The sequence below is a fragment of the Roseovarius sp. THAF8 genome, assembly GCF_009363735.1.
Taxonomy (GTDB): domain Bacteria; phylum Pseudomonadota; class Alphaproteobacteria; order Rhodobacterales; family Rhodobacteraceae; genus Roseovarius.
On sequence record NZ_CP045410.1, the window covers coordinates 2,942,141 to 2,968,019 of the forward strand.

Annotated in this window: 24 protein-coding genes and 1 pseudogene; 8 read left to right on the plus strand and 17 right to left on the minus strand. The window is 61.9% G+C overall.

Features of this window, described 5'->3' with window-relative positions; translation table 11 throughout:
• Nucleotides 1-40: 40 nt before the first annotated feature.
• From FIU85_RS14400 to FIU85_RS14420, 5 genes are all read right to left on the minus strand, one after another.
• Entirely contained in the window at nt 41-1,528 is a 1,488-nt protein-coding gene (locus FIU85_RS14400; protein ID WP_152497395.1) for an aldehyde dehydrogenase, read from the minus strand.
• Between the two features lie 263 nt (nt 1,529-1,791).
• Nucleotides 1,792-2,994, minus strand: coding sequence for a CaiB/BaiF CoA-transferase family protein (locus FIU85_RS14405; protein WP_216648875.1), 1,203 nt, complete (start codon nt 2,992-2,994; stop codon nt 1,792-1,794).
• Entirely contained in the window at nt 2,991-3,767 is a 777-nt protein-coding gene (locus tag FIU85_RS14410) for an enoyl-CoA hydratase/isomerase family protein (RefSeq protein ID WP_152493757.1), read from the minus strand. The genes FIU85_RS14405 and FIU85_RS14410 overlap by 4 nt, the downstream gene beginning before the upstream one ends.
• 164 nt (nt 3,768-3,931) lie before the next feature.
• Nucleotides 3,932-4,615 carry a GntR family transcriptional regulator gene (locus FIU85_RS14415; protein ID WP_152497397.1) on the minus strand — a complete coding sequence of 228 codons (684 nt, stop codon included), beginning with the start codon at nt 4,613-4,615 and terminating at the stop codon, nt 3,932-3,934.
• 9 nt (nt 4,616-4,624) lie between these two features.
• Complete coding sequence (locus FIU85_RS14420) at nt 4,625-7,468, minus strand: FAD-binding and (Fe-S)-binding domain-containing protein (protein ID WP_368372967.1); 2,844 nt, start codon at nt 7,466-7,468, stop codon at nt 4,625-4,627.
• 169 nt (nt 7,469-7,637) lie between these two features.
• Here FIU85_RS14420 and FIU85_RS14425 point away from each other — a divergent pair, with 169 nt between their 5' ends.
• The 7 genes from FIU85_RS14425 to glf all read left to right on the plus strand — a co-directional run bounded on the left by FIU85_RS14425 (nt 7,638) and on the right by glf (nt 14,744).
• The gene (locus tag FIU85_RS14425; protein WP_152493754.1) at nt 7,638-8,825 is read left to right on the plus strand and encodes an alanine--glyoxylate aminotransferase family protein; all 1,188 of its coding nucleotides are present in this window, start codon (nt 7,638-7,640) and stop codon (nt 8,823-8,825) included.
• A gap of 33 nt (nt 8,826-8,858) precedes the next feature.
• Nucleotides 8,859-9,839: a TRAP transporter substrate-binding protein gene (locus FIU85_RS14430; RefSeq protein WP_152497399.1), complete on the plus strand. Its 981-nt coding sequence runs from the start codon at nt 8,859-8,861 to the stop codon at nt 9,837-9,839.
• Nucleotides 9,840-9,946: 107 nt separating this feature from the next.
• Nucleotides 9,947-10,489 carry a TRAP transporter small permease gene (locus tag FIU85_RS14435; RefSeq protein WP_152497400.1) on the plus strand — a complete coding sequence of 181 codons (543 nt, stop codon included), beginning with the start codon at nt 9,947-9,949 and terminating at the stop codon, nt 10,487-10,489.
• Nucleotides 10,489-11,769, plus strand: a complete 1,281-nt coding sequence (locus FIU85_RS14440) for a TRAP transporter large permease (protein WP_152493751.1) — start codon at nt 10,489-10,491, stop codon at nt 11,767-11,769. Before FIU85_RS14435 ends, FIU85_RS14440 begins: the two co-directional genes overlap by 1 nt.
• A gap of 59 nt (nt 11,770-11,828) precedes the next feature.
• Complete coding sequence (locus FIU85_RS14445) at nt 11,829-12,248, plus strand: heme-binding protein (RefSeq protein ID WP_152493750.1); 420 nt, start codon at nt 11,829-11,831, stop codon at nt 12,246-12,248.
• Nucleotides 12,249-12,623: 375 nt separating this feature from the next.
• The gene (locus FIU85_RS14450; protein ID WP_152497401.1) at nt 12,624-13,418 is read left to right on the plus strand and encodes an alpha/beta hydrolase; all 795 of its coding nucleotides are present in this window, start codon (nt 12,624-12,626) and stop codon (nt 13,416-13,418) included.
• 153 nt (nt 13,419-13,571) lie between these two features.
• Complete coding sequence (glf, locus tag FIU85_RS14455; RefSeq protein WP_152497402.1) at nt 13,572-14,744, plus strand: UDP-galactopyranose mutase; 1,173 nt, start codon at nt 13,572-13,574, stop codon at nt 14,742-14,744.
• A gap of 93 nt (nt 14,745-14,837) precedes the next feature.
• Here glf and FIU85_RS14460 read toward each other — a convergent pair whose 3' ends face one another.
• Complete coding sequence (locus FIU85_RS14460; RefSeq protein ID WP_152497403.1) at nt 14,838-15,620, minus strand: class I SAM-dependent methyltransferase; 783 nt, start codon at nt 15,618-15,620, stop codon at nt 14,838-14,840.
• Nucleotides 15,621-15,749: 129 nt separating this feature from the next.
• On the opposite strand from FIU85_RS14460, the gene FIU85_RS14465 reads away from it, so the two are divergent.
• Nucleotides 15,750-16,898: a hypothetical protein gene (locus tag FIU85_RS14465; RefSeq protein WP_172978889.1), complete on the plus strand. Its 1,149-nt coding sequence runs from the start codon at nt 15,750-15,752 to the stop codon at nt 16,896-16,898.
• Nucleotides 16,899-17,084: 186 nt separating this feature from the next.
• Here FIU85_RS14465 and FIU85_RS14470 read toward each other — a convergent pair whose 3' ends face one another.
• The 11 genes and pseudogenes from FIU85_RS14470 to FIU85_RS14510 all read right to left on the minus strand — a co-directional run.
• On the minus strand, nt 17,085-19,721 hold the full coding sequence (locus FIU85_RS14470; RefSeq protein ID WP_152497404.1) for a phosphoenolpyruvate carboxylase: 2,637 nt from the start codon (nt 19,719-19,721) through the stop codon (nt 17,085-17,087).
• Nucleotides 19,721-19,879, minus strand: coding sequence for a hypothetical protein (locus FIU85_RS22065; RefSeq protein ID WP_172978890.1), 159 nt, complete (start codon nt 19,877-19,879; stop codon nt 19,721-19,723). The genes FIU85_RS14470 and FIU85_RS22065 overlap by 1 nt, the downstream gene beginning before the upstream one ends.
• A 500-nt stretch (nt 19,880-20,379) precedes the next feature.
• Nucleotides 20,380-20,886 (minus strand): DUF3299 domain-containing protein, encoded by a 507-nt coding sequence (locus tag FIU85_RS14475; protein WP_152493744.1) that lies wholly within the window; start codon nt 20,884-20,886, stop codon nt 20,380-20,382.
• Nucleotides 20,877-21,389, minus strand: a complete 513-nt coding sequence (locus tag FIU85_RS14480) for a DUF3299 domain-containing protein (RefSeq protein ID WP_172978891.1) — start codon at nt 21,387-21,389, stop codon at nt 20,877-20,879. The genes FIU85_RS14475 and FIU85_RS14480 overlap by 10 nt, the downstream gene beginning before the upstream one ends.
• On the minus strand, nt 21,386-22,636 hold the full coding sequence (locus FIU85_RS14485) for an ABC transporter permease (RefSeq protein ID WP_152497405.1): 1,251 nt from the start codon (nt 22,634-22,636) through the stop codon (nt 21,386-21,388). The genes FIU85_RS14480 and FIU85_RS14485 overlap by 4 nt, the downstream gene beginning before the upstream one ends.
• On the minus strand, nt 22,633-23,322 hold the full coding sequence (locus tag FIU85_RS14490) for an ABC transporter ATP-binding protein (protein ID WP_152497406.1): 690 nt from the start codon (nt 23,320-23,322) through the stop codon (nt 22,633-22,635). Before FIU85_RS14490 ends, FIU85_RS14485 begins: the two co-directional genes overlap by 4 nt.
• A gap of 2 nt (nt 23,323-23,324) precedes the next feature.
• The gene (locus FIU85_RS14495; protein ID WP_152493741.1) at nt 23,325-23,942 is read right to left on the minus strand and encodes a DUF2796 domain-containing protein; all 618 of its coding nucleotides are present in this window, start codon (nt 23,940-23,942) and stop codon (nt 23,325-23,327) included.
• Nucleotides 23,943-24,015: 73 nt separating this feature from the next.
• A complete protein-coding gene (locus FIU85_RS22525; RefSeq protein ID WP_302849150.1) occupies nt 24,016-24,144 on the minus strand; it encodes a hypothetical protein in 129 nt (42 codons plus the stop codon).
• A 22-nt stretch (nt 24,145-24,166) separates the two neighbouring features.
• Nucleotides 24,167-24,430 carry a DUF6525 family protein gene (locus tag FIU85_RS14500; protein ID WP_152493740.1) on the minus strand — a complete coding sequence of 88 codons (264 nt, stop codon included), beginning with the start codon at nt 24,428-24,430 and terminating at the stop codon, nt 24,167-24,169.
• On the minus strand, nt 24,427-25,077 hold the full coding sequence (locus FIU85_RS14505) for a DUF1826 domain-containing protein (RefSeq protein WP_254702910.1): 651 nt from the start codon (nt 25,075-25,077) through the stop codon (nt 24,427-24,429). The genes FIU85_RS14500 and FIU85_RS14505 overlap by 4 nt, the downstream gene beginning before the upstream one ends.
• Nucleotides 25,056-25,394, minus strand: a pseudogene (locus FIU85_RS14510) (GTP-binding protein); the annotation flags it as partial. The pseudogene FIU85_RS14510 and the gene FIU85_RS14505, both read right to left, overlap by 22 nt.
• Nucleotides 25,395-25,879: the final 485 nt, after the last annotated feature.

A 25,879-nucleotide genomic window follows, 5' to 3' on the forward strand; every position in this document is an offset into this window, starting at 1 on the left:
CTCCGATCGTCTTCGTTGATTGCGTGGCGGGTCGTGGATCCTAGTTCGCGTTGATCCAAATTGCCTTGGTGTCGAGATATTCTTCCATATGCTCGGTTCCCCCCTCGCGCCCGTATCCCGACATCTTGACGCCGCCGAAGGGCACGGCGGGGTCGATGGCGTGGTACATGTTGACCCAGACGGAGCCGGCCTTCAGCCTATTGGCCAGCTTGTGCGCGGTGCCCAGATGGGTCGAGAAGACGCCAGCCGCAAGGCCGTAGGGCGTGGCGTTGGCGCGGGCCACGACCTCGTCCAGGTCGTCGAAAGGCAGGGCCGAGATGACGGGGCCGAATATTTCCTCGCGTGCGACACTCATCGTGTCGGTCACACCGCCCAGCACCGTCGGTTGGAAAAAGTGCCCGCCTGCAAGGTCTGCGCCTTCGGCCCTTGCGCCGCCGGTGATGACCTCGGCCCCTTCGCGGGGGCCTGCGTCGAGGTAGCCCGCGATGCGTTGGGCTTGCCCGGCCGAGATGATCGGGCCGATATCGGTGTCTTCTCGAATGCCGTGACCGATCCGTAGCCCGGCGGCATAATCGGCCACGCGGCGCACGAACTCGTCGTGGATTTCCCGGGCCACGAACAGGCGCGATCCCGCGATGCAGATTTGACCGGAATTGGCGAAGACGGCCATCGCTGCGACCGGCACCGCCTTTTCGATATCGGCGTCACGGCAAACGATGACGGGCGACTTGCCACCCAGTTCCAGCGACACGCGCTTGAGATTGCCGGTGGCGGCGCGGGCGATGGCCTGTCCGGTCGCGGTCGAGCCGGTGAAGACGATCTTGTCGACGCCGTCGTGTTCGGCCAGTGCCGCGCCGGCCTCGGACCCGAGGCCCGTCACGATGTTCAGGACCCCATCGGGCAGACCGGCCTCCTGCATGATCCGGGCGATCATCAGGACGGTCAGAGACGCCTCTTCCGACGGTTTCAGAACCACGGTGCAGCCGGTCGCGATGGCCGGGGCAATTTTCCAGATTGAGCCGGCAATCGGCGCATTCCAAGGGATTATGGCCCCGACGACGCCGATGGGCTCGCGCACGGTCTGGGAATAGATCTCGCCGGGGAACGAGTTCGGGATGGTCGCGCCATGGATCGCCACGGCCTGGCCGGCATAGAAGCGCAACATCCCCAGCACGCGGCGGCTGTTGGCGAGCGTGCGCTGTATCGGCATGCCCATGTCGAGCGTGTCCGACAGGCAAAGGTTTTCCCACTCGGCCTCGAGCCGATCCGCTATGCGCAGCAGCAGGGCTTGGCGCTCGAACGGAGTCCATTTCGACCAGGGGCCCTCGAACGCCGCGCGCGCGGCCTTGACCGCGATGTCGATATCGGCGGCGTCACCCTTGGGGACCGTTGCCAGAAGGCTTCCGTCCGCGGGGTTGCGCGCCTCGATGACCTCTCCGGAACGGGCTTCGCACCAAGCCCCGTCAATGAACATCTTCTGACTTGCGCCATCGTAAAGAGCGGTGGCCGATGCGCTCCAATCTTTCATGGTGCCCTCATCTTAAGTGAATGTGCTGGCTCGCGATGCCCCGTTAAGCTAACGGGGCAGCCGTTGCGGCGTGTCTACACCAGTCGGTTTCCCCAAGACCAGCGGATAACTCGACGTGTTGAGGCGCCAAGACCGTTCATACCTTGGAGGCCAATGGTCCCGAAGGAAAGGTCGAGGCGGTTCGATCGACGGCTGCCGAAAGTGTCGAACTTTGCGATGACCTCGCTCGGCTTCGCCTATCCTAAGCGACGGCAGCCCATCCACTAAGAGGCTATGAGCGCTCCTTTTTCTTCAAGCGAACGGATCTGGTCCTGCGAATACCCATGTTCGGTCAGAATTTCCGCGCCATGCTGACCGAGCGTGGGCGCCGGGGTGGTGACGGCGCCCGGGGTGTCGCTGAACTTGATCGGCAGTCCGATGGCCTTGACCGCGCCGGCCCTCGGATGATCGGTTTCCACGATCATGTCCCGTGCCAGAGCCTGCGGGTCGTTGTGCATCTCGGAGATGGTCATCACGGGGCCCGCGGGCAGGCCCGCGGCCTCCATCCGGTCCAGCCAGTCTTGCGTGTCGTGTTGCATGAAGTGGCTTTCGAGGATCGGAACGAGCTCTTGCAGATGTTGCATGCGGGCGAGGTTGGTCTCGAAGCGGGGATCGCTGCCGAGTTCGGGTGCGTCAATGATCTCGAGCAGGCGCATCCAGTTGCGCTGGTTTGCGGCGCCGATATTGATCCAGCCGTCGCGCGTGCGAAACGACTGGTAGGGCGCGTTGAGCGGATGCGCCGACCCGAGGGCGCCCGGCGATTCGCCTGTCGCGAAGGCGATTGCTGATTGCCAGTATGTTAGCGAGATGCCGGCCTCGAAGAGCGAGGTGTCGACCATCTGTCCCTGGCCCGTCTTCTGCGCATGTGAATAGGCTGAAACGCACCCCAGAGCCGCAAGAAACCCCGCAGTGATATCGGAAATCGGCGCGCCCGGCTTGACCGGCGGACGGCCCGGCCCCTCGCCCGTGATCGACATAAGGCCCGACATGCCCTGTGCAATCAGGTCGAAGCCACCGCGCTCTGCATAGGGGCCGGTGCGGCCAAATCCGGAGATGGCGCAATAGACCAGCTTGGGGTTTCTTTTCCGCAGTGTGTCGTAGCCAAGCCCGAGGCGTTCCATCGTGTCGTGACGGTAGTTTTCGATTACCACGTCGGCATCTTCGAGCAGTTTGCCCAGAGCCGAGATGGCATCGGGATCCTTGAGATTCAAAGCGATGCCGCGCTTGTTGCGGTTCATCATCAGGTAGGCGGCGCTTTCGCCGTTGATTTCGGGCGGCAGGAATCGGCGGCTGTCATCGCCGTCGGGCTTTTCCACCTTGATCACGTCTGCGCCCATATCGGCCAGCATCATGCCGCAGGCCGGGCCGGCCATGATATGCGCAAGTTCGATGACCTTCATGCCGGCAAGGGGACCTTGGCTGCTCATTCTCCACTCCATTCGGGTTTGGTCTTGTTCAGGAAAGCTTCGAGTCCATGCTTGAAATCCTTGCTCATGTAGCACATGGCGATGAGATCGTTGTCTTCCACAGCGAGCGCCTCGCGGTTGCGGCGCATCGCCTCTTTCGTGGCCCGCAGGGTCAGGGGCGCCATGTCCGCAAGATGCTCGGCCAGAGCCTCGGCACGCAGCAGCAGGGCGTCTTCATCGCTCAGCACCTCGGAGACGAGGCCGGCTGCCAGTGCCTCGTCGGCGGTCATCAGGCGCGCGGTGAAGATCATCTCGCGGACGCGCCCCGCGCCGATAAGTTCGCTCAACCGGGCCAGGTTGCCGGCATTGAGGCAATTGCCGAGCGTCCGGGCGATGGGAAAGCCGAATTTCAGCTGTGCGCTGGCGATCCTGATGTCACAGGCCGCGGCTATCGAGGCACCACCGCCGGTACAGGCGCCGTGGATGGCGGCCACGGTAGGCACGGGACAAGTATCGACGGCGGTCAGGATGCGGGTGATCTCGTTCTCGTAGTCATGCGCGTCCTGCGCCGTCTTGAAGCCGCGAAACTGCGTCATGTCTGTACCCGCCGCGAAGGCCTTGCCGCCCGCGCCGTGGATGACCACTGCGCGCACGGACCCGTCCGTCGGAACGTTGGCGCAAATGTCGGCCAGTTCCTCGTACATGGCGAAGGTCAGGGCATTGCGCGCCTCGGGGCGATTGAACGCGATCCAGAGGGTCTTATCGCGAAGCTGCGAGTTGAGTTCGTCTGTCATTTCAAGAAGGTCTCCACAGGAAAACGGGGCATGGCTGATCGGAACATGAACAAGGTGCGGTGCGTCGGGAGCTACGCCCTGCACGGGCGGGCTGCGAGCCGTCGTCGGCGTGCACGCCGCGCATCTAGTTCGGGAGTTGGTTCCGTCATCGTGGTGTAGGCGTTTCAGGCACTGTCGGACTCGAGGCCGCCGGAGCCCATCGCCTTCAGGTGCGCCGCGAACTTGTTCATCATGTGCGTCTTCATGACCTGACCGAGCCCCTGCGCATCTCCGGCGCGGAGTTTCTCCATTATGTCTTCATGTTCCTCGATCGCCTGGGCCCAGCGTTCTTCAGACAGGTTGACCATGAACCGCGCCCGGCGGACGCGCATTCCGAGCATGCGGTGATGCATTTCCAGGATTTCGTTCCGCGCGCCTATCAGCAGGGCGTTGTGGATGTCCTGGTTGGCCTTGAAGTAGGTCTGGCGGTCCCGGGCCTTGTAGGCCTTGACCATCGCGGCGTGGCGTTTCTCGATGGCTTGAATCTCGGCATCGCTCAGGTTGCGGCAGGCCAGTTCGCCGGTGAGCTGTTCCAGCACCGCGATCACGGGAAACGTGCTTTCCACTTCGGCGCGTGTCACCTCTGCGACGCGTGCGCCCCGGTTCGCCTGCAGGATGACCAAGCCCTCGGAGCCGAGAACCTTGAGCGCTTCGCGCAGCGGAGTCCGCGAGACGCCGAAGGTTTCGCACAATTCCTTTTCGGGAACCTTCTCGCCCGGCTTGAGGGCATCTTCCACGATCAGGTTGCGCAATCGCTCGACCAGTTCCTGGTGGAGGGTCGGTCGCTTGATGCTTTCATTCAGGTTCATCACCGCATCCTAATATTCAATTACTTGATCCAGCAAGCGTGCCACATGCTGCGCGCGCCGGGGCGTGCCGTCGGCGATCTGATGCCGGCAGGAGGTGCCGTCGGCCACGATGAACGCATCCCTTGGCGCCGCATCGAGGGCCGGAAAGAGATCGAGGCCGGCCATCTTGAGCGACACGTCAATGGTCTCGGGCGCGTAGCCGAAGGCGCCGGCCATGCCGCAACAGCTGCTTTCTATCATGGTCACGTCTGCGTCGGGGATGCGATTGAGCAGGTCGAGCATCGGATTGACGGCATCGTGGGACTTCTGGTGACAATGGCCGTGCACGTAGATCGGGCGGTCAATCGGCTGCATCGGAAGGTCTGCGACTTGGACGAGATACTCCTCGAACGTGTGCGTGACCGACGCCAACGCCTGCGCCTCGTGGCCGGGGCAAAGAGCCAGGAACTCGTCGCGGAATGTCAGGATCGACGAAGGTTCGAGCCCGACGACGGGAACCCCGTTTGCCACGGCCGCCTTTGTCGCGTCGATGACGCGTTGCGCCTCAGAACGGGCCTCGTCGACGCATCCAACTGCCAGCAGGGTGCGTCCGCAATCGAGCGACCTGCCGCTGTCATCGCGGGCCACCGCGACGCGCTTGCCGGCCGCGCGAAGGACACGGATCGCGGCGCGCAGGTTCTCTGGTTCGAAGTAGCGGTTGAAGACATCCGCGAACAGCAGGACATCGGGGTTGGCATCCTGCGCCTCGTCATCGCGGAACGGATTCGAGGACCAGACCGGAAGGTCACGGCGGTGCGACACTCCTGTAAGCTTTTCGGTCAGCTTGCGCACCGGGCCGATCTTGTTGCGCAGGTTCATGAGCCACGCGAGCCGGGCCGCCGTTGGCGCGTAGCGGGGCAGGTAGCCCACCAGCTTGTCCGCGAGCGTGAGGCCGGAGTTCCGGCGCCGGGCGGCCAGGACTTCGATCTTCATGCGGGCCATGTCGACGCCGGTGGGGCATTCGCGGCGGCACGCCTTGCAGGACACGCAGTATTTCATCGTGTCGGCCATGGCATCCGAGGTCAGACCACCGGGCATCTGTCCGCTGATCGCGAAGCGCAAGGTGTTGGCGCGGCCGCGCGTCGCGTCGCGCTCGTTCCTGGTGGCGCGGAAGGACGGGCACATGACACCGCCCTTGAGCTTGCGGCAGGCGCCGTTGTTGTTGCACATCTCGACCGCGCCCTGAAAGCCGCCCCCGGCGCCCGGCCACGCGGACCAGTCGAGCGCGGTCTCGAACTCCGGCACGTCATAGTCCGGCCCGTAGCGGAAGACGCGACGATCATCCATCGCAGGGGCGTGCACGATCTTGCCGGGGTTCATGAGGCCGCCCGGATCGAACCGCGCCTTGACCTCCTCGAAGGCCGAGACGATGCGCGGGCCGAACATCTTTTCGTGGAATTCCGACCGTACGATCCCGTCGCCGTGTTCGCCGGAATGCGATCCCTTGTACGTCCTGACCAGGTCGAAGGCTTCCTCGGCGATGGACCGCATGGTCCTGACGTCCTTGTCCTGCCGCATGTTGAGCACGGGCCTCACGTGGAGGCAGCCGACCGACGCGTGAGCATACCACGTGCCCTTCGTGCCGTGGCGCGTGAAGATATCGGTCAGCCCCTGGGTGTATTCCGCAAGGTCGGGCAGGGCCACGGCGCAATCCTCGACGAAGGAAATCGGCTTGCCGGCCTCTTTCATCGACATCATCACGTTGAGGCCCGATTTGCGATACTCGGCGATGGCGCTCTGCAGGGTGTTGTCCGTCACGGGGACGACACCGCCCCATGCCTTGGCGTTGTTGGTGAATGCGTAACCGAGGTCGCCCATCATCCGGGACAGCTCTGCCAGCTTGGCGGCGTTGGCCTCGGCGCTGCCTTCAGCGAACTCGACCAGCAGGAGCGCGGCCGGATCGCCCTCGACGAAGGATTCGATCGTGTTGCGGAAGAGGGGTATGTCGCGGCCGAGCGCGACCATCGTATCGTCGATCAGTTCGACCGCCTGCGGGTCGAGCGTGACGAGATGCTGGGCCGCGTCCATCGCCGCGTAGAAGGTGGGAAAGTGGCAAACCCCGGTGACTTTCTCGCCCGGAAGGCGGGCGAGGCCGAGCTCGAGCTCGGTGAAATAGGCCAGCGTGCCTTCCGAGCCGACGAGCAGATGTGCCATGTTCAGGTCATTGCGCGTCAGCGCGTCGATATTGTAGCCGCCCACACGACGCTGGACCTTGGGAAAGCGGGCGTCGATCTCGTCTGCTTCGCGCCGCCCGAGGGCCCGCATGTCGGCCACCAGGTCGGCGTAGCTGCCGGGTTCGGGGGCGTCGGTGTCGAAACGTGCCCGGGTGCCGTCAGGCAGAATGGCCGAGATCGAACGGACATTGTCGCGCATGATTCCGTAGCGCAAGGATTTGCCGCCCGAGGAATTGTTGGCGGCCATGCCGCCGAGCGTGCAGCGCGACGCGGTGGAGGGATCGACGGGAAACCAGAGTCCGTGCGGCTTCAGCGCGCGGTTCAGTTCATCGAGAACCAGGCCGGGCTCGACCCGGGCGGTCATGTTCTCGGCGTCGATGTTCAGAATGCGGTTCAGGTGCCGGGTGTTGTCCAGGACCACGGCGCGATTGACCGTCTGGCCGCATTGCGAGGTGCCGCCGCCGCGCGGAAGTACCGGCACCGCTTCTTCCCGGGCGATTTCCATGGCCGCCTCGATATCCTTCACGGTGCGAGGCACCACGACCGCGTCGGGAATCATCTGGTAGATCGATGCGTCGGTCGCGTAGCGGGCGCGCGCAGCGGAATCGGCCATCACCGAGCCTTCGACAGCACGGCTCAAGCGGCTTGAAAGGCGACTGTTGTTGCGCATCGTGTTCTGTTTTCCCTTCCTGTTTCGGGCGTAATTCCAGACCCGGAACTTTTCAGTTGACTGAATTATGAATTCATAATTACGCTGAGGCAACATCAAATCGTGCCGACCAACGGCGCGCCTGGAAGGACAAGTTGCAATGCGCCAAGCTGGCAGACATTTCCTGCAAATTCCCGGCCCGAGTGCCGTGCCAGACCGAATACTAAAAGCGATCGGGCAGCAGACCATCGACCATCGCGGCCCCGATTTTGCCGATGTCGGCAAGAAGGCGCTGGACGGCATGAAGACCATCTTCAAGACCGAGCAGAACGTGTTCATCTTCCCGTCCTCGGGCACTGGCGCGTGGGAGGCGGCGCTGGTGAATACGCTGTCGCCGGGCGACAAGGTGTTGATGTTCGAAACCGGGCACTTCGCGACGCTGTGGAGCAAGATGGCGCGCAAGATCGGGCTGGAGCCGGAGTTTCTGGAAGGTGATTGGCGCGGCGGGGCCGAGCCCGACCGGATCGAGGCGCGTCTGCGCGAGGACAAGGACCACGAGATCAAGGCGGTCTGCGTCGTGCATAACGAAACCTCGACGGGGTCTGTGTCGCCGATCGAGGAGGTGCGCAAGGCGATCGACGCGGCGGGCCATCCGGCACTCTTTATGGTCGATTCGATCTCGGGCCTTGCCTCGGTCGACTTCCGTTTCGATGAATGGGGTGTCGATGTGTGCGTGTCGGGCTCTCAGAAGGGGCTGATGCTGCCGCCCGGGCTGAGCTTCAACGCCGTGAGCGACCGGGCGCTGGAGCATGCCAAGTCGGTAACCATGCCGCGCAGCTATTGGGACTGGCACGACATGGTCGGGCCAAACGCCACGGGGTATTTCCCGTACACGCCCGGAACGAACCTGCTGTATGGTTTGAACGAAGCGATCGACATGCTGCATGAGGAAGGTCTGGACAACGTCTTTGAGCGCCACGCACGGCATGGTGCCGCGACGCGCGCCGCGGTGCGGGCGTGGGGGCTGGAAGTGCTTTGCGCCAGGCAGGGGCAGGAATCCGGGGTTTTGACCGCGGTTCTGGTCCCGCAAGGGCATTCGGCCGATGCGTTCCGCGCGACGACACTGAAGCACTATGACATCTCGCTTGGCAACGGACTGTCAAAAGTGGCCGACAAGGTGTTCCGCATCGGGCACCTGGGTGATTTCAACGACCTGATGCTGATGGCCACGCTGTCCGGTGTCGAGATGGGGCTGGAAAAGGCTGGCGTCCCGCACCAGTCCGGCGGCGCACAAGCGGCGATGGAGCATCTGAAAAAGTCAGATAATACGCGGTTTGCCGCGGAGTAACGCTCTGGGAGGAGCAATAAGGGAGGAGAAACTATGACTTTCAAAGCAACCATCCTGGCCAGTGCGGCGGCGATTGCCATGCCGCTTGCCGCAAGTGCGGCGGACATGACCCTGCGCTTCGGCCATGTCGGCAACCCCGGATCGCTCTTCGAGGCCTCCGCGGACGCCTTTGCCGAGTGCGCGAATGGCAAGCTGGGCGACAAGGCCGAGGTGCAGACCTTCGGTGCCAGCCAGCTGGGCAAGGACCGCGAACTGCTGCAAAAGCTGAAGCTGGGGCAGGTGGATTTCTCTCTGCCCTCCTCGGTGATGTCGTCGGTCGCGCCGGAATTCGGCGTGTTCGAGATGCCCTATATAGTCAAGGATCGCGATCACATGCGCCGTATCCAGGCCGAGTTGGGCGACGTATTCCAAGCGGCGGCGCAGCGTGAGGGATACCGGATCATCGGTTACTTCGAGAACGGGTTCCGCCACATCACCAATAATGTGCGTCCGATCAACAAGCCCGAGGACTTGGAGGGCGTCAAGCTGCGCACGCCGAACGGCGAATGGCGTGTGAAGATGTTCCAGCTGTATGGTGCGAACCCGACGCCGATGGCGTTCTCGGAGGTTTTCACCGCGTTGCAGACCAAGGTGATCGACGGTCAGGAAAACCCCTATGCGCAGATCGCATCGGCCAAGTTCCAGGAGGTGCAGGAGTACCTCTCGATCACCGGGCACGTCTACACGCCGGGCTATGTCCTCGTGGCCGAAAACCAGTGGCAGAAGCTGCCTGAGGACGTACGTGCCGAGCTTGAAGCGTGCGGTGCCGAGACGCAGAACTTCGTCTATGAGCACGCGGCGAAGCTGGAGACCGAACTTCTCGAGGTGATCCGCGAGGCCGGGGTAGAGGTCAACGAGGCCGACAACCAGGCCTTCATCGATGCCTCGGCGCCGATCTATGAAGAGTTCGCGACGAGTGTCGACGGCGGTGCGGAGCTGATCGAGACAATTCAGAGCCTCGCTTCCGGTTCCTGATCCCGACTGCGCAGGGGGCCGTCAGCGGCCCCCCGCAAACAGTACTGCACCTGAGCACCAAACGTCGCAAGACTATCGCCGGGCACGCCGCCCGGCAGGGACCCATCATGTTCAACTCACTGCGTAAATTCTTCGAAGTTGCCCTGGAGTACTTCGTGGTCTTTCTCATGGTTATCCTGACCGCCATCGTCGTCGTCGCGGTGATCTACCGTCTACTGGGGGCAAGCCTGGCCTGGTACGACGAGATCGCCGCCATCCTTTTGGCATGGATCACCTATTACGGCTCGGCGCTGGCCGCTTTGCGGCGTCGCCATATCGGCTTTGATACTGTGCTGCTTGCGATCCCCATGCCCGCGCGCATGTGGGCAGTGGCGTTGGCCGAGGCCACGACCGCCGGCTTTTTCATCCTTCTGGCCTGGGCAGGGTTCACGGTCATGTCGATCCTCGGGGGCATGTCGCTTGTATCGGTCACATGGGTGCCTGTCAGTTTCACCCAATCGGTGATCCCGGTCGGCGCGATCCTGTTCCTGATATGCCAGGCGCTGAGTCTTCCTGACTATTGGCGCAAGACGGCCGCCGGCGTGTCGCTCGAACATGCCGAGATCGAGGAAGAGGTCGAAACCGAAATGAAGAAAGCGGGGAACGCCTGATGCTGATGCTCGGTATCTTCATCGCGATGGTCGCGATGATCTGTCTGAACGTGCCGATCGCAATTGCGCTGGCCGTGTCCGCGATCGGAGGGCTGCTGGCGCTCGAAGGCACCAACTCGCTCGTGAATGTCGCGCTGGACATGTATAGCGGCGCGACCAAGTTCTCGCTTATCGCGATCCCGATGTTCGTGCTTGCCGGCGCAATCATGAACGCCGGCGGTATCACCGACCGGCTGATCAATTTCGTGGCGGCCCTCATCGGCTTCATCAGGGGCGGGCTGGCGCATGTCAATATCGGTGTGTCGCTGTTCTTTGCCGAAATATCCGGCTCTGCCGTTGCGGACGTGGCGGCGATGGGGTCGGTGCTGATCCCGCAAATGAAGAAGCGTGGGTATTCCGGCGCGCTCGCCGCGGCTGTGACGTCGTCTTCGGCGTCGCTTGCGATCATCATTCCGCCCTCGATCCCGATGATCCTTTACGCGACCTCGGCCAATGTTTCGGTCGAGCAGCTGTTCGTGGCCGGCGTGGTTCCGGGGGTGATGGGCGCGGCGGGTCTGATGGGCGTCGCCTATTACTTCGCCCGTCGCTACGACCTGCCGCGCGAGGAGGCGTTTTCGGGCCGTCGCGTGTGGGAGACGTTCGTTGACGCGCTGCCGACCTTCGCGCTCCCGGTCATCATCCTTGGCGGCATCTTTGGCGGCTACGTCACGGCGACCGAGGCCGCGGGCCTTGCCGTTCTGGCAGCCATCGCGATCAGCCTGTGGTATCGCCAGGTGGATTTCAAACATCTGCAGCAGTCGATGCTCGACGGTGGCATGCAGACGGCGGTGGTCATGCTGCTGGTGGCGGCATCTGTGGTGATGGGCGGGTTTCTGACGCGCGCACAGTATCCTCAGGAACTGGCGGCGGGGATCTTGAGCCTCACGGAAAACAAGTGGTTGATCCTGCTGATCCTGAACTTCTTCTTCCTGATCATCGGGTTTTTCCTGCATTCGGCTGCGGCCATCATCCTCGTCGTGCCGATTGTCATCCCGTTGATCGAGGCTGTTGACATCAACCCGATCCACTTTGGGCTTGTTGTCACGCTGAACCTTGCCATCGGGCAACAAACGCCGCCCGTGGCCAGTGTTCTGATCACGGCATGTGCGGTGGCGCGGGCGAACATCTGGGAAGTGAGCAAGGTCAACATCTACTTTGTCGCGGTTCTGTTGACCGTGCTCCTGATGTGCACGTACATCCCGTCCATCCCACTATTCCTGGTGGATTATTTCTATAACTAAAGCTGATTGTCGGGCCGGCTTGCACAGGCGTGCCGGCCCGACCTCGAGGAGCTGCCTTCATGAACCTTGAACTTGCGAATGCACTGATCGCTTCTGCCCTGGAGTATCGGCATGCGCATGACATGAAACCCCTCACGATTGCGGTGATTGATGCCGGAGGGCATCTTGTTGCGCTTCAGCGCGAGGATGGCACGAGCAACCTGCGACCGGAAATTGCACAGGGCAAGGCAAAAGGTGCAGTGGCAATGGGCCTGGGGTCGCGGGCGCTGTATACCCGGGCACAGGAACAACCGTTCTTTATCGACGCCATGAACGCACTGAACCGGGGCCAGCTGGTGCCTGTTCCCGGCGGTGTCTTGATATACCGCGATGAGACGCTGATCGGGGCAATCGGTATCACGGGTGATAGCTCGGACAACGATGAAGCATGCGCCGTGTCCGCCTTGAGCGCGCATGGTCTGACTGCGGGAACAGGTTGAAGCGCCTGCGATATTCGCTGCACGACCGCCCGCCATGCGTGAGCCGCGTCTTCCGATAACGAACTTCTGTCGCTGGAATGGCCGATATCTGACTGCTGGCCCCGAGGTGATTGAGGATGATCGCCCCAGCCAGTCTCGGGCCTGGAATGTTATTCCCGAGGCGGTACGTCTATCGAGACTCTGCCCAGGTCCTGCGACCTGATCACCAGTGCGGGTTTTGTGGCCTCGTCTGCCGCATATGAGTTGACGCTTGGCAACCGAACTTCCAACACCGTCAGAGACTTGATACGCTCCCTCCGAAATAACCAGGTCTGCCAAGAGGGCCTATGACGAAAAATCTGCCGAAGGCCTGTGGTGCACGGGTTGGAGCAATCCGTGAGTAAGAACGAAGTTCAATATACCGATTTCGGGTACCAACCTGATTTTGTCCGCTGTTATCGGGATACAATCAGGCGCGGAGTGCCGATATCTCTGAATGTGCATGTTTACCAAGGCAACGGGCCGGGACCGAGTCCCTTGGTCGTTTGTTTTCATGCGGGAGGTTTCCGTACCGGGCGTATTGTGCATGGTGACCATCGCGCGATCGCCCGGTGGCTAACCAAATCAAATATCTCCGTGGCGTTCCCAGAGTACAGGCTGGGTGCCAAGAGATTGGATTTGTCGGAAAGTACCAGATCGAGAATGAGTGAGTTGGAAGCGCTGGCCATTTCAGGATTTCCGGCACGCTTTCGGCGCAGCGAGGCATTGGCCGCATTGGAAGACGCGTGCGCACTGCTGGTTTGGATGGAAGCCAACAGAAACGAGTTCAATTTCAGCGGTAAGCTTGTCTTGGCGGGCGGATCGGCCGGAGCAATCACGGCGTTGAACGTTCTTTACCTGGCACCACATCTCGGGCTGTCTGTACCCGAGGTCGGTGGAGCAATTTGCTATTCGGGCGGATTCGCCTTTCCAAGCCTTGCCGACACCGTAGATACGCCGGTATTCGCGATACACGGCCCCGAAGATGACCGTGTTCCGATGCATTCGATCGTGGAATTGTCGAAGCGCAACCCGGCTGTGTCCTTGTTGGTCTCGAACGAGCACAGCCATGGTAGCCTGAAGCTATGTCCAGGTGAGGCCAAGAAAGATACGTATGGACGGCTAATCTCCAAGGTGAATGAATTCAGCTAGGGTCGTCAGAGTTTGGGGATTCCCAAATCGGTGGCTGAATGATTGAATGTTACAGACACATAAACTGAGACAAGAAAACGAAGATGAACGGTCTCGAGGTCGTTGCTCAGACGGTCAGGGACTGGGGCATTCGACCCCATACAGGTGATGGATATGCAAAAGAAAACGGGCGGCGAAGGTAACCAGAAAGACGTGTGGATCGCAGGCGCGGGGCTGTCCGCGGCGGTCGTGGCACGCGAGTTGGCGGAGGCCGGGTATCACGTTCAGGTCTTCGAGGCGCGAGACCACATTGCCGGCAACTGCTACACCGAACGCGACCCGGAAACCGGCATCATATTGCACCGCTACGGGCCGCACATCTTTCACACCGGGGATGACGAGGTGTGGGACTACGTCAACCGCTTCACCACCTTCGTGCCTTACGACCACAAGGTCTGGACGACCGTTGGCGGGCGTGTCTTCCCGCTGCCCATCAGCCTTGCCACGATCAACCAGTTCTACGGCCGCGCCATGGGACCGGCCGAGGCGAGGGATTTCCTTGCCGACATCGCCGAAGACATCGCGCACCCTGAAAATTTCGAGGAACAGGCGCTTTCGATGATCGGCCGCGACCTGTACGAGGCGTTCTTCAAGGGTTACACCGAAAAACAGTGGGGCCGGTCCCCGACCGAACTTCCCGCGTCGATCCTCAAGCGCCTGCCGGTCCGCTTCTCCTACGAGGGGAGCTACTTTGCCCATGCCCACCAGGCGCTTCCGCGCGACGGCTACACGCCAATGGTCGAGGCCATGCTCGACCATCCTTCGATCACGGTGCACATCTCGACAGCGCTCGATCCCGCAGAGGTGCCGGACGGCGTGCATCTCTTCTGGTCCGGGCCGCTTGACGCCTATTTCGACCACGTCCACGGGCATCTGGGCTACCGCACGCTCGATTTCCGTCACGAGCGCACCAGCGGCGATTTCCAGGGCTGTCCGGTCATGAACTACGGCGAACCGGATGTGCCCTATACCCGCATCACCGAGCACAAGCATTTCGCACCTTGGGAAAGCCACGACAGCACGATCATCACCCGCGAATACTCGCGCGAGGCAGGGCCAGACGATATCCCCTACTACCCGATCCGCCTGACGAACGAAAAGGAACAACTCGCGCTCTACGTAAAGGCCGCGCAGGAAACGCAAGGCGTAACCTTCCTCGGTCGGCTTGCAACCTACCGCTATCTCGACATGGATGTCTGCATCCGCGAGGCGCTCGATGCCTCCCGCGTCTTTCTTGCCGCCGAAGCGAAGGGCGAGCGTTTGCCGGCGCTACTGGTTTCTCCCTGAGAGGCTCACGCGGAAGGCCCGGCTTGCCCCGCCTCAGGGCCGAGCCGCCTTTCGATACGTCACGATCGCACGACCGTGGAACCGGCACCCGACCTATTTCAGGGCTTTGGTAATCCGCAGCGCAGCCTGCATCTGTGAAAACGCCACGAATTCATATTTGTCCTCGGGAATGGTTTCGGTGAGCGCCTTGTATTCATGATGCTCCCACGCGGGGTACCCGAACAATTCGTCGAACAGGATGACAGAGCCGACGCGCAGCCGCGGTTTCGCCAGTTGCAGAATGGTCTTCGCCGGTTGATATGTGTCGGTATCGACATGAAGATAGGCGATGTCGCCCGGGTTCTTCTTGAGGAAAGGCTGGAATGTGTCGTCGATCCAGCCCTTGACGAGTTCAACATTGGGCTCGACGTTCGGAAGTTGCCCGCCGAGATCAAAATGCCCGCTCTTGTGATGGTTGCCTGTCCAGTTCTCGGACAAGCCCTCGAAACTGTCGAAGCCGAACAGTGTTCGATCGGGATGCAGGCCCGCCATATGGTTGATTGAGCCGCCAGTGAAGACGCCGCACTCGATCATCAGCCCCTCATCCTTAATCAAGGTGGCCACATAATCGAGAAGATGCGACTTCCTGCCGAACAGAAGCGCGTTGGCGATGTTGGCTTCGATGAAATCCGCCGAGCGTTCGTTGGCCCGGTCCTTTACGATCTGTATCGGTTTGTCACTTGGCATTGGCTCGATTTCTCTTTCCGTCACTTGGGGTAGCATCCTACCGTCGCGACGGTAGACGCTGTTGCCTGTCTGGCGATTTGATACCCCCTGTCCGGGCCTGTCCAAAGAAAAATCTGTGCGCTGAGTGTCGACATGTTCGACCATCGGCATTCGGGCAATAGCGCCCCGTCACGCTCCTGCGATAGTTGAACAACAGATGTCGTTCTTTTCGCCTCCGAAATCTTCTTTCTGTTGAGGCAATTGCCGACATGCATAAACTAGCGAGAACCTGGCACCTCAATGACAGACCAACGAGCAAACAACGCAATGGGCGAACTCAGCAGTATCGTACTTCCCGAAGGACACAAGTTCCTGCGGGCGGTCCCCGTCGAGAAACAGGACGATGAAGCATTCGTCGCCTCTTACGACAGTCAAACCTTGTTTTACGATGTCTTCTATGACGGATCGAACAATCTGGTCCGCATGATCGGTCCGGATCTGAGGAACCTTAAGAACTATTTCAAGAACGCGATCCTCGAGGTCGATGGCGTCGAAGTTCAGGAGCGGAACATCGTCAAGCTGGGGCCTCGCACGAATGAGGTGACCTTTTCATCGCCGCATCCGGATCCCAAGCATCTGCGCCTGTTTCAGCCCCGGACCCCGCAATTCGAAGAGGTCGTGGAAATCAATCGCTCCAACCTCGAAAAATTCCGGGGAAAGAACGCCCTCGTCGCAATATCCAAAAACAACGACCTTCAGTGGATCGAGGACTGGCTGACTTTCTATTCACGACGGCATGGGGCAAACGCTGTCGTGCTGATTGACAATGGAAGCGATGCCTATTCGCCCGAGGATATCAGGCAGACAATCGCCAATGTGAAGGCGATCGAAGCCGCCGAGGTGATTTCGGCGCCTTTCCCATTCGGACCACGCGCAACGACGCGGGTCGAGATCGGCTCGAAGTTTCTTCACCTGTCGATGCTGCATGTCGCGCACAGGAAATATCTGGCCGAGGCGAATGCTGTTTTGTCGGTTGATATCGACGAACTGGTGCTGGGCCGCGATGACGAGACGGTTTTTTCCGCAGTCAAGTCCACGGCGGACGGCTACATGTCCATTCGCGGACGCTGGCGTTATGCACGCAAACCGGAAGGCTCGGCAAAGGTCACGCATGCCGACCACGTTCTTCAGCGACGGGGTGCGGATGCGCGGATGCAGCCCAAATGGTGCCTGGACCCGCAAGGGCCTTTGGCCGGCAGGTACTGGCGCGTCCACGGAATATCCGGTGCACAAAGAAACTTCGAGCATCACTTCTACTATCTTCATTGTCGCCAAATCACAACGAGTTGGGATTACGCACGTGGTTTCGAGGACGAAGAGAATTTCGAGGAGGCGCAGGACGCCTCGTCTCTTCGAGACGTGTTCGAAGGCGTGAGCAGCTCGACCTGACCGGCCCTTTTGCCGCAAAGCAGCCATCCGGTCATATTGCGGAAAACGGCCGCGCCGAGGCGATATCGACAGATGCTGGAACTTACACGCATGTCCGGTTTCGGAAACCAGCAGATGAGTGATACGAACTTGTTTCCGCCAAGGGTTCGTGGCGCAATGATCTGCAGCCTTTTGCCCTGTCCTGAGCTATCCGGTCCATCCAAGGCCCGATGAAATCGAATTCATCGATTGCAGGAGCGGGATGGAAACACGGTTCGGCTCTTCACGGGACCGCACCTCGCGTAGCAATGCGACCTGCAGGGTATTGACCCGGTCCAGTCCGGGGCGAATCCTGTCGAAACGCGCGCGCATACGCGGAAACCTTTCGGCAATCTTCTCACTCCCGGTCAGGAAAGCGATACCGCTGCATGCGAGCGCGTATTCCTTGGCGATCGCATCAGTCACGCACCGCCGAATATCGTCATCCGTGACCAGCGACGCGTATTCCTTCGCAATGTCCAGATCGGCCTGGAACAAGGACTTCTCGACCTCGTCGGCAATCAGGCGAAAGAGCTTGGTACGCTCGAACATCGCCAGAAGCGTGTCTTCGCCACGGGTGCCCTGAAACTTCCGGAACGCTTCGATGGCCGAACCGAACCCATACCAGCCGGTGATCAGGTGGCGGTTCTGCGACCATGCAAAGACCCACGGTATCGCCCTCAGGTCAGCCAGCGACGCGGCACCGAACCGGCGCGCGGGACGCGAGCCGATCTTGAGCATTGCCAGTTCCTCGACCGGGCTGGCCTGCTGGAAATAGTCGATGAAGCCGGGCATGTGCAGCAGCGTGGAATAGGCGGTCTGGGACAAGCCTGACAGCGCCTCCAGCGCCTCGTTGAATTCCGGCGCGCGGGGTGGGTCGTCCGCATCCGCCGTATGCTTCAGAACGCTGGACGCCAAAAGCTCAAGGTGCGCGGCGGCGGTACCGCGGTTGGCGTAGTTGGCCGACACCACCTCGCCCTGTTCCGTCAGCCGCATCCGTCCCGAAACGGTGTTGGTCGGTTGCGCCGCGATGGCGCGATCCATCGGCGCGCCGCCACGACTGACCGAACCGCCGCGGCCGTGGAAGAAGACCGGGGTCAGACCTTTCGATTTCAGAACGCGCGTGATCCTGCGCTGTGCCTGGTCAAGCTCGCAGGTCGAGCAGACAAAGCCGCCATCCTTGTTGCTGTCCGAGTAGCCCAGCATGACTTCGATAGCCGAACCGTCCCGCGTCAGGCTGCGCTTCGCCAGCGGAACATCGAGCAGGCCAAGAAGGATATCGGGGGCGGCGCGCAAATCCTCGATGGTCTCGAACAGCGGCACGACCTTGATTTCCAGTGTTTCGGCGCCGAACCCTGCGTACCGGGCCAGCAGGAAGACCCCCAACAGGTCGTCGGACGAGCGCGTCATGGACAGGATGAAGGGGCCTAACGCGGCCGGGTCCGGCCCGTAGCGGCGTTTCGACATCAAGGTCAGCAGGTCGATCAACTCGTTTGCCTGATCGGACAGCGCGTTGCCGTCAGGTGCAGGCAGCTGCGGCTCAGACAGTTCCGACCGAAGCCGTTTCGACCACGCCGGATCGCCATACTCCGGCACGTTGCCATCGTCCCGCTGGCGCCAAATCTCCGCGATCGTTTCTGTTGTTACGGTCGAGTTCTGTCGGATGTCGAGCGTATAGATGCTGAACCCGAAAACCTGTGCCCGCCAGCGCACCGGGCGGATATAACGCTGCGCCAGATGCCGGGCGTCGACCGAGGCGAGCGCGGTCTCGATGATTTCGAGGTCGGTGATGAAATGGCTGACATGGCGATAGGTTTCAAGCCGGTGCAGGATCGCGGAAGTCGCCTGTCGAAAAAGCTCGTTGGGGTTGCGGTCACGGTGGGGTGAAACCGAGGCGAGGCGCTCTAGCTCTGCCTGCATCTCCGAATTCAGCGGGACGATCCGGTTGCTAATGCTCAGACGCTCGGCGGCGATGCGCAGATGCTCTCGGTACATGTCCATCGCCGTATCGCGCGCCCGTTTGAGAGCATGGGCGGTACTGTCGGTGGTCACGTTCGGATTGCCGTCACGATCGCCTCCGATCCAGGAGTGGAAGCGGATGCAAGGCGAAACCATGTCGAAGGTCCCGAAGCGGTTCGCTGCCGCCTGCTCGAACTGTTCGAACACCTGCGGCACGGCGTCGAAGATTCCGTCACGGAAGAACTGCAGCCCCCATTCGATCTCGTCGCTCAGGCCGGGACGTTCCAGCCGCAGTTCGCCCGTCATCCATAGAAGGTCGATCTCGCCTTCGATATCGGCCAGAATGCCTGTGCGTTCGCGGGTGGTCCACCGTTGCGCTTCCAGCGCAACGAGGCTGCGATAGATCCTGCGGTGGATTTCCAGGATCGTCACCCGCTTGGCTTCGGTCGGATGCGCGGTCAGGGTCGGTCCGACGGAAAGGCTGGCCGAGATCTCTGCGAGGCGTTCCGGGGTCAGATCATGGCGGTCGAGGGCCTGCGCGAAACTGCTCGGCACGGTTTCGGCCCCGGTTTGCGTTTCGGTTTGGCGCCGGTCGCGGATCGCCGCATTTTCCTCGACGATACGCAAAAGTTGGAACCAGATATTCAGGGCCTGAAGATAAGGCACGGCAGCGGCCCCGGTGGGGATCGCCCCCTCGCTGTCGTTCCGCGCCCATTCGGACACGTGCGGTGCACGCCGTTCAAGGACATTGCTCCACAGCTCGAAAAGTGCCCGGCGAAGGTCGGCCGCATAAGCCTCGCCGTCACGGGTGCCGTCGCAGGCGGCATTCAGCAGGACAGACGGCATCAGACGCTGCCCGCGCTCGGCGAACCTGCCGCACAAACAGTTCTGTCGCCGCAGTTCGCCCGGTGATCAAGATTATCGACCATGACATTCCTCTTGTTGCGGCGCCGGCGTGCATCATACAGCGCCGCCCAGTTCTCGCCCGGTGTCGTTTCCGTCACGCTACCATCCTTGTCCGAAAGCCGCCTTTAGGAATCCGTCAGAATTCGACAGGAATCCACGCATCTCCAGGGACAACGTGCCGAGCCAGAATGACATGAGACGTCAGCGCATGACTACCTACACTTGAGTTTGAAGCGGTGTTCATTCGGAACACTGGAGCGAAGGCTTCAAGCGACAGGTTGAAAGACCATTGCTTGCAGGCTCGGCTCAATGGGGTCTGACCGCACCTAGACAGCTTCAGATTGCGCTCGGCGGCAGACCTTGTGCAGTTGCGGGGAACAGGTGCTTCGTCCCGCAGAGTAGGCCTTGCTCGGATCAATTGCGGACGTGTGATTACGGGCCAAGACAGCCCTTCAGGTCGTGCAGAACGAGTACCTGCTCAGGTTGGAGCTGAAATTTCGGTTTTGACGTATCGTTCTTTTGGTTTGACGCGACGTACCTCGGCAATCGGGCAATTCTGGAGAACAAGTCTATTCGTTTGTTTGTCCCACCGGCTCATTCAACGCCTGAAGCTCTGGATATCGTCCGCCGAAAGGGCATAGCCGATCTCGGCCAGTTGGGTGGACCGCGACGCCGTGCCGAACATGCCAGTGACCGTCACGGGCTCGAACATGCCGGAGCTTTCGAAGGGCGTGCCGGTGGTCACGAAGACCAGCTGGTTCGCCGGGGGCGGGGGCACGTGGACGCAGGCGCCGATGTAAGGCACCAGGATGAACGCGGTGATGCCGGTACCCTCGTGGTCGAGCGGCACGATAAAGCCCGAGATCTGGACGATCTTGCCGGTCCAGTCGGTGCGGATGCCTGTGGATGGCGGCTGACGGGCTGCCATGCTGCTTTCGTCATGCGGCAGGATACCTTGCAGGTTGCCGGGCAGAGATGTGTCGTCCTCTGGCAGAAGGTCGCGCCATTCCAACGCAACCACCGTGTCGGCCAGCGCCTGCCCGGCAAACCCCGATGCGGCGAGGAATAGAAGCATGGACCGACGGGTCAGGCCTTTCACTGCCATTCGTAGACCTCGATCCGCTCGGCGGTCATCCGGTATCCGACATCCGCGATCTGGGTCTTCATGGACTTGGCCGAGAGCCGCCCCGAGACCCAGACCGGATCCCATAGGGAGTCGCTGGGCCAGGGGGTTTTCGTGGTGACGAAGACAAGCTGGTTGGGTGGCGGTGGAGGCGTGTGGATGCAGGCGCCCACGTAGGGCACCAGCATGAAGCTGGTGACACCTTGCGCAGTGACGTCGAACGGGATGATATAGCCGGGCAGTTTGATCGGTTTGCCGTTGAGGCGCGTGTTCATCCGCCACGCGTTGCGATCGTATTCCGGCACCCAGGTGTCATTGGCCTCGTCGATCTTGCCGGGGCCGATGATCTCGCCATAGGGCACGCCCTTGGGCATCAGGTCCGGCCATTCAATCACACGGTACTGGCTGGCCATGGCCCGGCCCGGAAGCAGGGTTGCTGCAAGCATGGCCAGGACGGCCCGGCGAGAGGGATGCGTGCGTGTCATATCCTGACCATCATGCCATCAGACAGCGACAGGCGGTAGGCCCTGAGGGCCGGAAACAGGCTGACAAGCGCCGCCGCGACGATCACACCTGCGAGAGTGGCCAGTTCCCGCCCATTCGGCGGCGCGATCGGTAGCCAGAGGCCGAAGGCGCTGTCCACCACCGGCTGCGTCAGCGCCAGCCCGCCGTAAAGCAGCGCGAGGCCGAGGAGGGCGCCCAAGGCGGCCATCAGCGCCGCTTCCAGCACGAGCAGGCCGAGGATGGTCGCCGGGCGCGCGCCCATGGCCCGCCAGATCGCCATTTCCCGCCGGCGTTCGTTGAGCGAGGAAAAGATCATTGCCATCATGCCCAGGAGGGCCGTCACCACCACCATCGCGGACACGCCGATCAGCGCGGTTTCGGCCACGCCGACGATCTGCCACAGCTCCTGCAAGGCGACACCGGGCAGGACCGCCAGCAGCGGCTCTTCGGGGTAAGTGTTGATCCAGCGTTGCAGGCCGAAGATCTGAAGCCTTGACTTGACTCCGACCAGCGCGGCCGTCACCGCCGAAGGCGACAGGTCCATCTTACGTATCTGCTCGACGGGCGTGCTTTGGCCGGGAATTTGCACGCCGGACTGCCAATCGACATGGATCGCCTCAATCGCCTCCAGGCTGACGATGACGGTCCGGTCTACCGGGGTGCCGGTGCGGTCGATGATGCCCGCCACGCGAAAGGGCTGATCGTCGTGATGGGTAAAGGACGCAAGCCCGTGTGACACGACGATCGGGTCGCCGACCGCATAGCCCAACGTTGCCGCGACCTCGGCACCAATGACCGCGTCGTAAAGATCTTCCAGCCCGTGGCCATTGCCGATCTCCAAAGACCGATCGCCGCGATACTTGTAGTGCTCAAAGAACGCCTGCGTGGTGCCCATCACCCGGAACTGTCGGTGGCTGTCGCCCAGCGAAATGGGCACGATCCAGTCCACCTCGGGCCGGTCGGCGATATCGCGGTAGCTTTCCCAGGTCACGTTGTTGGTGGCGTTGCCGATCCGGAATACGGAATTAAGCAACAACTGAACTGATCCCGAGCGCGCCCCGACAATCAGGTCGGTGCCCGAAATAGTGTCGGCGAAACTGGCCTTGGCGCCGGTGCGCACCTTCTCGACCCCGAGAAACAGCGCGACCGACAGCGCTATGGCCAGCACCGTCATGCTGACGGTCAGGGCGCGCGCCATGAGAGAGCCGAAGGCAAGGCGCAGGATCATGCGGCCTGCCTTTCGACGCAAGCGATGTCAGTGAGGTGCACCACCCGGTCGAACCGCGCGCCCAGCCTTTCGTCATGGCTGACCATCAATAGAGACGAACCCGCCGCCGCGATCTGGTCGAACAAAAGGCCCAGAAACGCATCCTGCGTCGCGGCATCGAGCGCCGAAGTCGGCTCGTCCGCGACGATCAGGGGCGGCTGACCGACCAGGGCGCGGGCGACGGCGACGCGCTGCTGCTGGCCGACCGAAAGGCGCCCGGCCTTGGCCTGAATGATGTCGCCGGGCAGGCCCAATGCGGTGCACAACCTTGCTGCATCGTCTGGGCCGGCACGCTTGCGCCGTTCCGGCGCGAACTTCAAAGGCAGCAGTATGTTGTCCGACACGCTGGCATAGGGCAGCAGGTTGAATTGCTGGAAAATGACGCCGATCCGCTCGGCCCGGAACCTGTCGCGCGCACCAGCCCGCATGGTGGCAAGATCGGTGCCGGCCAGATCCACCCGACCGGCATCGGCGGTGACGATCCCGCAGACGAGCGACAAGAGCGTGGACTTGCCCGACCCGCTTTCACCCAGAAGCAGAACGCTTTCGCCCCGGTCCAGCCGGAACTCCGGCACCGACATCCCGAAAGACGTCCGCCCCGGCCAGCGGAACCGCACGTCTTGCAGAGTCAGGGCCGGGTCCGCCATCGCTACTCGAAAGCGACTTCGGCGGCGTCTGGCGTCAGTTCCGCCGTGCCCGCACCGGCCTCGGTCACGTATTGAACCTCGATTTCCCCGGCATTGGGGAAGCGCTCGAAGAACGGGAAAGCGATGGAGGTCAGCGCGTCCTCATCCTCGCAGGCAAAGCCGTAGGTGACGTGGAATTCGCTATGCTTGGCCTCGGCCTCATCACCGTGTTCATGTTCGTGCGCGTCGGCCTCCGCTTGATCGTGATCGTGGTCATGATCATGGTCTCCTTCCATGTGCTCATCGGTTTCGTCGTGCTCGTGATCGCCGGTGTGCAAATGGGCCAGCACCGCGTTCAGCTGACAGCCTGCGGCATCGGGTAGGGCCACGATCTCTTCCGGGGTCAGGAATTGACGGATCGCGGCGGCCACGGCCTCCCTGTCCTCGGCAGAGGTCGCTTCGTGCTCGAAGCCGACGATGTCCATGCCCGGCGACAGGAGGTTGATCTCAATCGCACCGTGTTCGATCGCGATCTCGACTGTCGAGACGCCGTGCACATGCGCGTCCAGCTCGCGCGTGTCCTGCGCGATTGCGGATGCGGCGAGGGTCGTGGTGGCCAGGGCCAGATAGATCGGTTTCATGACAGGTCCTTTCAGGGTTCATTGATGAAGTCAGATGCGTGCCAATGCAACGGCGCCAACACGGTACGAGCGCTCAAATCCGTGTGGCTCTGGAAACTTTCAGTAATTGCGTCTCGACCTGGGCGACGGCATCAAGCGCGTCACCAGCCAGCGCGGGCGCGGCAAACTTTGCAGCCGGGATCAGGGAGGAGTTGCATTTCATGCGGTTCGGTCCTCTCCTCTCGTCATGTCTCTGGGTTGCCGGTCCGACAGGTCAGCCTGTCGCGGGCAAGCGTGATCCGCTCTGCCCGGTCGAGCCGGGCCAGGATGGCGTCGGGCGCTTCGCCCTCGGCCCGTGCCTTTTGCCAGATGCGGCGGCACGAGGCGGGCGACCACGCCAGCGCCGCCTGGTGCATCCAGTTGCGCAATGGCTGTGGCAGGGCGTCGAAATCGCGCATCGGGTCGCTGCGCCGGCGGCGGCGCAGGCTGGTGGCGATGTTGCGGCTCATGACTCGTCGTCCGGATCGGTGACCGGGTCCAGCGCCAGCATCAGGCGAGTTTCGCCCGTGCCCTCGATAGGTGGCGATCGGTGCAGCAGGTGCGGATCGGGTTGCGCTGGCCAGAGCGTGCCGCGCATGACGAAGGGCGATCCGGTCGGCACCGTATGGATGGTGGCCGGCACATCGTCACGCGCCACACCGTATTGCGTGCCCGTGCCGCGATAGGTGCACACGAGCCGGGCCGTGACCCTGTCGATGTGGAACCGGCGGCAGGCATTCGTCGTCACCGCGTCCAACCGCAGGCGCAGCCACCGCGTACGTGTCATCTCACCAAACGTGGTCGCCAGCCCCGCGATATCGTCGATGAGGATCCGGCGCTCGGGCGTGTCCAGCAGTCCCGCCTCGTCGCAGGCCAGGCTGACGGCCGAGGCAATCTCGCCGGGTCGCACGATGACCTGGGTCGTGGGCAGTACCTCGGGTGGTAGCGTTTCCAGCCAATGCAGCACGGTTTCGAGAAGCCTGCGCTGGCAGATCACGCCCCCCACGCCCGGCAGCCGGATCGCGCCCATGTCCTCGGGGCCATTGACGCTCAGTACGCCCGACCCGGCGCCTTTTGGAACAATCGGGTGCAGGGTCATGCCGCGGCCCTCCGCCATGCGGGGAACGGGTCGGGTAGGTCGGGCAGGTGGTCCGGTCCCGGTGCCGCGCTCTCGGGCACCAGCGCCGCGTCCAGCCGCGCCTTCAGCGCGGGCCAGTCGATACCTGCGCCGATGAACACGATCTCCTGCCGGCGGTCGCCCCATGGCTCTTGCCAGTGCGCCCTCAGGTAGTCCCGCGCGGCGGCGTGGTAGGGATGCCTCTCTTTCGGCACCGTGGCCCACCATTGGCCCAGCGGTGTGACCGAAGACAGCGAATACTCCGCCACCCAGTCGGGCCACGTGGCGATCCAGAAATGCCGGCGGGAGTGTAGAACGGTTTGCATGTAGGCTCCTGTTTGGCACCGGATCTGCAGTCCGACTTGGATCGGGTTCTTTTAACCCGAAAGGGAACGCCCTCGGCGGCATGGGCATCGCCCCGGAAAATTCGAGCCGCGTCAGTGTGTTCACGGCGGTTCCGGGATTGTCTCTTTCCGAACATCCTTCAGTTGGTCTCAATCTTCAGCGCGGGTCGCACTGCCGTCGCTTTCCCTAGTTAACATGATCAGTGATACTAAATAACATAACAGCGTTATCTTATAGGGTTTTGAGAAACACAAGTGGCAGAATGCTCATGCAGACCAATTTCACTCATGGCGGACCTGCCATTCACAGCCGGTGGTCGCTATTCCACAAGTCTGTAGTGAACGACCGACCTACGCCTGAACTGCCTCGAAAGCGCCCGTTCACGATCTTTTTCGTTAATGTTCAGCCGAGCTTGAAGCGGAGATCAGCAGAGCTTCCTGGAGGTCAGCCTCGGCTC

Bases quoted from the DNA above. Each gene is read 5' to 3' on its own strand.
- FIU85_RS14400 (WP_152497395.1), bottom strand. From the start codon at position 1,528: ATGAAAGATTGGAGCGCATCGGCCACCGCTCTTTACGATGGCGCAAGT.
- FIU85_RS14405 (WP_216648875.1), bottom strand. From the start codon at position 2,994: ATGAGCAGCCAAGGTCCCCTTGCCGGCATGAAGGTCATCGAACTTGCG.
- FIU85_RS14410 (WP_152493757.1), bottom strand. From the start codon at position 3,767: ATGACAGACGAACTCAACTCGCAGCTTCGCGATAAGACCCTCTGGATC.
- FIU85_RS14415 (WP_152497397.1), bottom strand. From the start codon at position 4,615: ATGAACCTGAATGAAAGCATCAAGCGACCGACCCTCCACCAGGAACTG.
- FIU85_RS14425 (WP_152493754.1), top strand. From the start codon at position 7,638: ATGCGCCAAGCTGGCAGACATTTCCTGCAAATTCCCGGCCCGAGTGCC.
- FIU85_RS14430 (WP_152497399.1), top strand. From the start codon at position 8,859: ATGACTTTCAAAGCAACCATCCTGGCCAGTGCGGCGGCGATTGCCATG.
- FIU85_RS14435 (WP_152497400.1), top strand. From the start codon at position 9,947: ATGTTCAACTCACTGCGTAAATTCTTCGAAGTTGCCCTGGAGTACTTC.
- FIU85_RS14440 (WP_152493751.1), top strand. From the start codon at position 10,489: ATGCTGATGCTCGGTATCTTCATCGCGATGGTCGCGATGATCTGTCTG.
- FIU85_RS14445 (WP_152493750.1), top strand. From the start codon at position 11,829: ATGAACCTTGAACTTGCGAATGCACTGATCGCTTCTGCCCTGGAGTAT.
- glf (WP_152497402.1), top strand. From the start codon at position 13,572: ATGCAAAAGAAAACGGGCGGCGAAGGTAACCAGAAAGACGTGTGGATC.
- FIU85_RS14460 (WP_152497403.1), bottom strand. From the start codon at position 15,620: ATGCCGATGGTCGAACATGTCGACACTCAGCGCACAGATTTTTCTTTG.
- FIU85_RS14465 (WP_172978889.1), top strand. From the start codon at position 15,750: ATGACAGACCAACGAGCAAACAACGCAATGGGCGAACTCAGCAGTATC.
- FIU85_RS14470 (WP_152497404.1), bottom strand. From the start codon at position 19,721: ATGCCGTCTGTCCTGCTGAATGCCGCCTGCGACGGCACCCGTGACGGC.
- FIU85_RS14475 (WP_152493744.1), bottom strand. From the start codon at position 20,886: ATGGCAGTGAAAGGCCTGACCCGTCGGTCCATGCTTCTATTCCTCGCC.
- FIU85_RS14480 (WP_172978891.1), bottom strand. From the start codon at position 21,389: ATGACACGCACGCATCCCTCTCGCCGGGCCGTCCTGGCCATGCTTGCA.
- FIU85_RS14485 (WP_152497405.1), bottom strand. From the start codon at position 22,636: ATGATCCTGCGCCTTGCCTTCGGCTCTCTCATGGCGCGCGCCCTGACC.
- FIU85_RS14490 (WP_152497406.1), bottom strand. From the start codon at position 23,322: ATGGCGGACCCGGCCCTGACTCTGCAAGACGTGCGGTTCCGCTGGCCG.
- FIU85_RS14495 (WP_152493741.1), bottom strand. From the start codon at position 23,942: ATGAAACCGATCTATCTGGCCCTGGCCACCACGACCCTCGCCGCATCC.
- FIU85_RS22525 (WP_302849150.1), bottom strand. From the start codon at position 24,144: ATGAAATGCAACTCCTCCCTGATCCCGGCTGCAAAGTTTGCCGCGCCC.
- FIU85_RS14500 (WP_152493740.1), bottom strand. From the start codon at position 24,430: ATGAGCCGCAACATCGCCACCAGCCTGCGCCGCCGCCGGCGCAGCGAC.
- FIU85_RS14505 (WP_254702910.1), bottom strand. From the start codon at position 25,077: ATGGCGGAGGGCCGCGGCATGACCCTGCACCCGATTGTTCCAAAAGGC.